General features: G+C 77.3%; 7 protein-coding genes and 1 pseudogene. 4 read left to right on the forward strand and 4 right to left on the reverse strand.

Features of this window, described 5'->3' with window-relative positions; genetic code table 11:
* Nucleotides 1-266 (forward strand): annotated as a pseudogene (locus GTR02_RS17795) (hypothetical protein); the annotation flags it as partial.
* On the forward strand, nucleotides 263-1,888 hold the full coding sequence (locus tag GTR02_RS17800) for a hypothetical protein (RefSeq protein ID WP_166608826.1): 1,626 nt from the start codon (nucleotides 263-265) through the stop codon (nucleotides 1,886-1,888). The pseudogene GTR02_RS17795 and the gene GTR02_RS17800, both read left to right, overlap by 4 nt.
* Here the strand turns inward: GTR02_RS17800 and GTR02_RS17805 are convergent.
* Both GTR02_RS17805 and GTR02_RS17810 read right to left on the reverse strand, forming a co-directional pair.
* Nucleotides 1,864-2,388: an NAD(P)H-dependent oxidoreductase gene (locus tag GTR02_RS17805; protein ID WP_166608827.1), complete on the reverse strand. Its 525-nt coding sequence runs from the start codon at nucleotides 2,386-2,388 to the stop codon at nucleotides 1,864-1,866. The two genes, GTR02_RS17800 and GTR02_RS17805, sit on opposite strands and share 25 nt — an antisense overlap.
* A complete protein-coding gene (locus GTR02_RS17810; RefSeq protein WP_166608828.1) occupies nucleotides 2,385-2,894 on the reverse strand; it encodes a flavin reductase family protein in 510 nt (169 codons plus the stop codon). Before GTR02_RS17810 ends, GTR02_RS17805 begins: the two co-directional genes overlap by 4 nt.
* Nucleotides 2,895-3,060: 166 nt before the next feature.
* Between GTR02_RS17810 and GTR02_RS17815 the strand changes: the two genes are divergently transcribed.
* Entirely contained in the window at nucleotides 3,061-4,173 is a 1,113-nt protein-coding gene (locus tag GTR02_RS17815; protein ID WP_166608829.1) for a histidinol-phosphate transaminase, read from the forward strand.
* Nucleotides 4,174-4,186: 13 nt separating this feature from the next.
* Here the strand turns inward: GTR02_RS17815 and GTR02_RS17820 are convergent, their stop codons facing one another.
* Nucleotides 4,187-4,813, reverse strand: coding sequence for a hypothetical protein (locus tag GTR02_RS17820; RefSeq protein WP_166608830.1), 627 nt, complete (start codon nucleotides 4,811-4,813; stop codon nucleotides 4,187-4,189).
* Nucleotides 4,814-5,133: 320 nt separating this feature from the next.
* On the opposite strand from GTR02_RS17820, the gene GTR02_RS17825 reads away from it, so the two are divergent.
* Nucleotides 5,134-6,126: a BadF/BadG/BcrA/BcrD ATPase family protein gene (locus GTR02_RS17825; protein WP_166608831.1), complete on the forward strand. Its 993-nt coding sequence runs from the start codon at nucleotides 5,134-5,136 to the stop codon at nucleotides 6,124-6,126.
* A 195-nt stretch (nucleotides 6,127-6,321) separates the two neighbouring features.
* Here the strand turns inward: GTR02_RS17825 and GTR02_RS17830 are convergent.
* Nucleotides 6,322-7,514 (reverse strand): DUF418 domain-containing protein (locus tag GTR02_RS17830; protein WP_166608832.1); only part of this gene is annotated, 1,193 nt, incomplete at its 5' end.

Genomic DNA, 7,514 nt, shown 5'->3' on the forward strand with positions numbered 1-7,514 from the left:
GGGCTGGACCGGTGGGCGCGACGGCCGGGGTGCTCGCCGACGGGGTGCAGGCCCTCGTGGCCGACGTCGCGCGGGCCTCGTGGCGGGCGCGCGGGGCGATGAGCCGGCTGGGGGCCCTCGCCGACCTCGGGTGGCGCTCGCCGGCGGCGACGCGCTTCACGGCCCAGCTCGGCGGCGAGGTGCGCGCCGCGGCCGAGGTGGTCGCGCGCTGCGACGCCGCGCAGGCCGCGCTGCAGGCGCACGCCGGGGCGGTGCGGTCCGGGTGAGCGGTGACGGGATCGTCGTCAGCACGGGCCCGACCACGGTCGACCCCGCCGCGCTGGAACGGGCCGCCGGCGTGCTCGCCGGCTGCGCCGCGGCGCTGGCCGAGGTCGGGCTCGTGGCCGCGCGGACCGCGTCGGACCCGCGGCTGCTCGTCACCCTGCCCGTGGCGCCCGCGACCGGGTTCCGCGCGGAGACCGCGGTCGGCTCCGTCGCGGCGGGTGCCGGTGGAGCCGTGGCCGCGGCCGCGCGCGTCAGCGCCCTCGCGGTCGCCCTGCGGACGGTGGCCCTGCGCTACCGGCTGGGCGAGGAGGCCGCGGCCGCCGTCGTCGCGATCGCGCGGCGGGCCGCGGCGGAGGTCGTCGTCGCGGCGGCCCCGGCCGTGCTCGCGGGTACCGCCGGCGTCGTCGCGGCCGACGTCGTCTACCGCGCGCACCAGGCGCAGGAGGAGCTCCTCGTCGGTGCCGTCGGCCTCGCCCTGTCCGGACGGCTGGACGCGAGCAGTCTCGGGACGGAGTTCTCGGCGGCCACCCGGCGGGCGGGTGACCGTCTGGCGGGGGACGCCGGGGCCGTCCTGCAGCCCCTCGCCCGGGAGCTCGCCGCGCACCCCGAGGTGGTGCGCGAGCTGGCGGCCACGACCCCGGCCGTGCTCGACGCCGCGCTCGCGCAGACCCCGGCGCTCGCGGTCGCGGTCGCGGCCGTGGCCCCGGACGCCGTGCCCCTGGACGACGTGGCCGCTGCGGGCACGGTGCTGGCGGGCCTCGGGACCGTCACGCCCCTGTTCCGCGAGACGCCGGTGCGCGTGCGGCCGGCGGCCGTCGCGCGGGCCGTCCCGAACGGCCCGCCCCGCGGGGTCGCCGACGTCCTGGACGGTGTCGCGCGGCAGTCCACCGGGTGGACCGGTACGTCGATGCCGCTGCCCGGCAGCCGGATGCCGCCCTCGGGCCCGCCTCCGCCCGGGACGGTGCGGCTCGAACGCGTGACGTCGGCCGCCGGACGGGTCGCCTGGGTCGTGGAGGTCCCGGGGACGCAGACGTGGAACCCGCTGCCGGGCGCGGGTGCGGTCGGGCGCACGCCCATGGACCTGACCACCAACGTCCGCGCCGTGGCCGGGCAGCCGACCGCCACCGCCGACGCGGTCGTGCAGGCCATGCGGCAGGCGGGGGTGCGGGCCGGTGAGCCGGTGATGGTCGCGGGGCACAGCCAGGGCGGGCTGACGGCCGCGGCGCTCGCGGCCGACCCCGCGGTGCGTGCCGAGTTCACGATCACCCACGTCGTCACCGCGGGCTCCCCCGTCGACGGCATCCCCGTCCCGGCCGGGGTCCGCGTGCTCTCGCTCGAGCACACCGGGGACCTCGTGCCCGCGCTCGACGGCACGGACGCGGAGGGGTCGCCGCGCCGCACGGTCGTGACGCGGGACCTGTCGGCCGCCCCGGCGTGGGCGGAGCAGGTGGCGCGCGACCCCGTGCAGGCGCACGGGTGGGTGCAGTACGTCGACACGGCCCGGCTCGTCGACGCCAGCGACGACCCGGCGCTGCGCGCGTTCACGGCCTCGGCGGCCCCGTTCCTCGACGCCCCCGGAGCCGGTGTGCAGGTGTTCGACTACCGCGCCGAGAGGCTGCCGTGAGCGCGGGGCAGCGACGCCGTCGCCTGCAGGGCCGGCCGCCAGCGCTCGGCGTAGGCCGCCAGCGCCGGGGAGTCGGCGCCCTCGGAGTCGAGCAGGTACAGCCCGGGTGCGGGGCACGTCGCGCCCAGCTCGACGAGCACCGGCTTCAGCAGCAGCTCCGCGGCCAGGGCGTGGGCCGGGCCGGCGCCCAGCATGAGCGGCACGACGGTCACGTCGCGCAACCCCTCGCCGCCCGCGAAGCGGTCGAGGAAGAGCTTGAGCAGGCCCGTGTAGGTCGCCTTGTAGGTGGGGCTGGCCACGACCACGAGGTCCGCGGCCGCGACGTCGGCGACCGCGGCCGTCACCGCGTCGTCGCCGGCGGCCAGCAACCCGGGACCGAGCGTCGTCACGTCCACCACGAGGTCGGGCGCCGCCCCGGTGAGCAGTTCGACCGCGCGCACGGCCGCCGCGAGGGTCCGCGAGGCGGGCTTGGGGTTGCCGACGACGACGGCCGTCCTCACGCGCCGACCTGGGGGGTCAGCGCCCGGAACGACGACGCGTGCCACACGAGCGGCTCGGTCCCCGCCTCGTGGCCCATGGCGTGCACGCGGAGCAGGACCACGTCGTGGTCACCCGCGGGCACCTCCGAGTGGATCGAGCACTCCAGCCACACGGGCGCACCCTCCAGGAAGTGGGCTCCCGTGGCGGTCGTGACCGTCTCGATGCCCGCGAAGCGGTCGGCGGCCTTCGAGGCCATCTGCCGGGCGGCGCTGTCGTGGGCCTCGCCGAGGACCGAGACGCCGATGCGCTCGGCCTCGCGCAGCTTCGGCCAGCTCGTCGAGGTGTGCTGCACGGCGAAGAGCACCAGCGGCGGGTCGGCCGAGATGCCGACCTGGAAGGAGGAGGCCACGAGCACCACGGGGGCACCCTCGACGACGGCCGACAGGGCGGCGACCCCCGACGGGAAGAGGGCGAACGTCGACCGCAGGGCGAGGGGGTCGTCGTCGAAGGCGATGAGGTCGGGCATGGCGGGGACCGTCCGTAGTGTCGAAGGAACCGTGCTCCAGCTGCCCGTGGCTGCGGGGGCACGACCGCAGCCAGGGTTCCCGGGGCATCGTACGAGCCGCGCGTGCGCGGGCCGGGATGACCTGCGCCACACCTCGGCCGGGCCGGCGCTCCGTAAGCTGGCGGCCATGTCCGCCGCCTCCACCGCCTCGACCGTCGAGTCCACCGTCGTCCCGCGGCTGCGGGCGAGCCTGGCGGCCGTGCCGTCCTACGTCGCGGGCCGCCCGGCCGTGGCCCGGCCGGGGCTGGAGGTCTTCAAGGTCTCCTCCAACGAGAACCCGTACCCGCCCCTGCCGAGCGTGCTCGCCGCGATCAGCGAGGCGGCCACGACCCTGAACCGGTACCCCGACATGGCGGCGACCGCCATGGTCGCGGCGGTCGCGGAGCGCTTCGGCGTGGCGCCCTCGACCATCGCCACCGCGACGGGCAGCGTGCGGCTGCTGGCCCAGCTCGTCGAGATCACCTGCGAACCGGGCGACGAGGTCGTCCACGCGTGGCGGTCGTTCGAGTCCTACCCGATCGTCACGGGGGTGGCGGGGGCCCGCTCGGTGCTCGTCCCCCTCACCGCCGACGCCCGGCACGACCTGCCGGCGATGGCCGCGGCCGTCACCGACGCCACCCGGCTCGTGGTGCTGTGCTCGCCGAACAACCCGACGGGGCCCGCGCTGCGCGCGGCCGAGCTGGAGGAGTTCCTCGCCGCCGTCCCGGCGGACGTGCTGGTCGTCCTCGACGAGGCCTACCGCGAGTTCGTCACCGACCCGGACACCCCCGACGGCGTCGACGTGTTCCGCGCCCACCCCAACGTCGTGGTCCTGCGGACGTTCTCGAAGGCGTACGGGCTCGCGGGCCTGCGCGTGGGGTTCGCGGTCGCGCACCCCGCGGTCGCGGAGGCGCTCGCGAAGTCGGCGACGCCCTTCGGGGTCTCCGGCATCGCCCAGGCCGCGGTGCTCGCCTCGCTCGAACCGGCCGCGGAAGCCGAGCTCCTGCAGCGCGTCTCGGCCCTCGTGGCCGAACGCGACCACGTCGTCGCCGCGCTGCGGGCCCAGGGCTGGCCGGTCCCCGACGCGCAGGGCAACTTCTGCTGGCTCCCCACGGGGGACCGGACCGCCGACGTGGCCGCGGCCTTCGGCGCCGAGGGGCTCGTCGTCCGGCCCTTCGCGGGGGAGGGCCTCCGCCTCACGGTCGCGGAGACCGCGGCCAACGAGCGGCTGGTCTCGGTGGCGGCCCGGCTGGTCGGCTGACGCGACCCCGCGGTCAGGTCGCGGCGATCGCCGCGGCGTCCTTCTCCAGGGCGGCCAGGTCGACCAGCAGGCTCGCGGCGCCGTAGAGGCGGTCGCTCAGCGCGTCCATGCCGGGCGACAGCACGGTGAGGTCCCCGCGGTCGGCGAGGTCCGCGAAGATCCCGTCGTTGCTGATGACGAGCACCTCCACGGGATCGGGCACCCCGGCCGCGGCGGCGAGCAGCACCAGGTCGGCCACGTCCGCGCCGTCCGCGACGGGCTGCGCGCGCGCGGCGAACTCCGCGAGCCACGGCCGCGACCGCTCCACGGCTCCCGCCTGCCCGGCGAGGCAGACGACGTCGGCCTGCCGGGCGAGTTCCACGACCACGCCGAGGCGGGCCCGCAGCCGGCCGCGGGAGGCCCGGAGGTTGTCGAGGTCCACCAGCAGGACGCGCGTCGCGCCCGCGCCGGCCCACACCGGGTAGTCGCGGACCAGTCCGCGCAGCGCGTCACCCAGCGGGTCGGGACCGTCGTCGACGACCTCGTCCTCGACGGTCTCGGAGCGAGACCGGCGTCGCTGAGCCGGGCGGACGTCCGGCAGGTCGGCGAGGCGGAACCACTCGTACTCGTCCCACTCGCTCGGCCCGCCACCCAGTCCCATGGCCCCGATGCTCCCAGGTCGCCGGGCCGGGGTACGCCGGACACCCGCACCTCGCCGTGCAGACGCCCGGCGCCGCGCGGGGGCCGCGCCGGTCGGTCGCCGGTGAGCCTCCTCAGCCGGAGCCACGCGCTCGCACTGGCGCATCCGGTTCCGCGGGCGCTGACCGCTCCCCGTCCTCGTGCGGCCGTCCTCGTGCGGCTGTCCTCGTGCGGGCGGGGCTCGTCCGGTGGTCCTGGCGGACGTGTCGGGCACGACCCGACGGCACAGCCGTCGTGCGACGTCCGGCACCGAGTGCCCGCACCGCCTCTAGGGTCGGGCGCGTGACGGGGCACCTGCGAGGCACCGAGTTCGTCATCGCCGTCGACTCCGGCGGCACGTCCACCCGGGTCGGTTGCTTCGGCCTCGACGGGACCCTGCTCTCGAGGGCCGCCGGCCGCGGAGGGGCGGCCCACCACGACGACCAGGCCGCGGTCAACCTCCGGGAGGCGATCTCCACCGCCCTGGCCGCGGGTGACCTCGCGCCCGACGGCGCGTGCGGCCTGGCGGTGGGCGTCGCCGGGATCGGACGGGCGGGTTCCAACCAGGGCGGCGGGACCGCCGAGTGGGCTGACGCCTTCTACCCGCTGCCCTTCCTGCGCTGTCCCAGGGTCTTCGTCAACGACGCCGTCATCGCGCACCGCGGCGCGCTGCTCGGCCATCCAGGGGTGGTCGTCGTCGCAGGAACCGGTTCGATGATCCTCGCCATCGACGAGCACGGCGCGGAGGTCGAGAGCGGCCAGTTCGAGCACTACGCCGGCGGTGCCCGGCACCTCGTCTTCGACGTGGTGCACGACGTCCTGCGGGGCCGGGCGACTCGGGCGGATGGCGAACTGCTGGAGCGGATCCTGCGGCACTGGGGCGCCGCGGACCTCGCCGGCCTGCGGTCCGCCCTGCTGGCGCACGCCTCCCTCGACCGCAACGTGGTCAAGCGCCGCTACGGCGACCTCGCCCCCACGGTCACCGCGCTCGCCGACTCCTCGCCGTCGGCCGACCGGGCGCTGCGGGCGCTCACGGATCGAACCGCGTGCGGGGTGCACCTGTTGGCCCCCTTCGCCGGCGCCGCCCCGGTCAGCGTCGGGCTCACCGGGTCGCTGGCCTGCGACCCCGCCTTCTCCGCCCGGCTGGGGGACTCGTTGGACCTGCCCGGGACCACTCCCGCTCGCGTGGTCACCTCGGCGCTGAGCCCTCTGGGCGGTGCGGCGCTGCTGGCGTACGAGGAGTCGGGCATCACGGCGGGCCCCGACGTCGTCGAGCGTCTCCGGACCGCGACGTGAGGGTCCCGGTCGGGGAACGCGCGGCCGTCCGGTGACCACCGGCGGGCAGCCTGGGCGCAGCCGACCTCGCCCGCACCGGAGGGCGCGGACGGTTCCGCTGCCGCGAACGCCCTGACGGCGGCTGCTCGCGGCCGCCGCGCGGTCTGCGGGCGGCGGAACCGTCCGCGGGGTGCGGCGGAACCGGGTGAGGCCGCGTCAGGCGGCGACCGGGACCGGCCGGCCGTAGACGAGGCGCCGCAGCAGCACCTCGGCGGGCCCCGCCCGGCCGGCGCGGTCGAGCAGGACCGCGAACACCGCGGTCGCGGCGTAGGTCAGCACACCGACGAGCGCGACGAAGGCGGTGCCGGCGCCCTCGCCCAGGCCGAGACCCCACGGGGCGAGCAGCGGGACCATCACGACCGACTGCAGCAGGTAGCAGGTGAGCGAGCGCTGCCCCACGGCGGTCGCGACGCCCCACGCGCCGCTCGGCACCCAGCGGCCGCCGCCACGTGCGGCGCGCTGCTCCCGGACCCCGACCACCCACGCCACGAGCGCGGCGAAGCCGACACCGCCGGCCAGACCCGTGGCGGCGTGCAGGGTCCCCGCCGCGTAGCCGCCGCCGACGGTCGTGGGCACGGCCTGGACCGACGCCAGCACCAGCGGCACGGCCCCCGGCAGGCTGAGCGCGAACCCGCCGATGGTGAGCCGCCGCAGCAGCGGCAGGTGCTCGGCGGGTCGTTCGAGGACCCGGCGGCGGGCGAGCAGGACGCCGAGCACCGCGGGGGTCAGGAAGACCAGCACCACCAGCGGCGAGGTGAGCAGGTAGAACACCGCGACGACCGCGCGCGCGGCGAGCGCCCCGGTGAACGTGTCCGGGTCCACGGGCAGCGGCACCGGCGGGCCGGTCGTGGCCCCGGGCATGCCGTCGACACCCTGGAACGCCACGTACGGCACGAGGGCCAGCGCACCCACGACGACCAGCGTGCGGTCCCGGGCGCGCAGGAGCAGCAGGACGCCCAGCCCGAGCACCCCGTAGACGAGCAGGATGTCGCCCTCGAACAGCAGCACGGCGTGCGCGAGCCCGAAGACGCTCAGCCACAGCGTGCGGCGCAGGAGGAGTGAACGGGTCTGCGGCCAGGACGCGCCCCGCTCGGCCTGGCGTCGCACGAGGACGGCGAGCCCGTAGGCGACGAGCAGCGTGAACACCGGGAAGGCCCGGTTGTCGACGAGCAGGCCCACCACGACGTCGACCAGGCGGTCCGGCGTCGTCCCGTCGACCGGCCGGTAGGAGGGGCCGAGCTCGCGACCGCTGACGTGGAAGACGCTGTTGGCGAGGGCGATCCCGAGCAGCGCGATCCCCCGGGCGGCGTCGGGGGCGGGGGAGCGCGCTGCTCGGGATCGCCCTCGCC

The sequence above is a fragment of the Kineococcus siccus genome, from assembly GCF_009906795.1.
GTDB classification, from domain to species: domain Bacteria; phylum Actinomycetota; class Actinomycetes; order Actinomycetales; family Kineococcaceae; genus Kineococcus; species Kineococcus siccus.

What these genes read in the sequence shown, in the direction of transcription:
- GTR02_RS17810 (WP_166608828.1), bottom strand. Translation starts at nt 2,894, where the DNA reads ATGCCCGACCTCATCGCCTTCGACGACGACCCCCTCGCCCTGCGGTCG.
- GTR02_RS17815 (WP_166608829.1), top strand. Translation starts at nt 3,061, where the DNA reads ATGTCCGCCGCCTCCACCGCCTCGACCGTCGAGTCCACCGTCGTCCCG.
- GTR02_RS17820 (WP_166608830.1), bottom strand. Translation starts at nt 4,813, where the DNA reads ATGGGACTGGGTGGCGGGCCGAGCGAGTGGGACGAGTACGAGTGGTTC.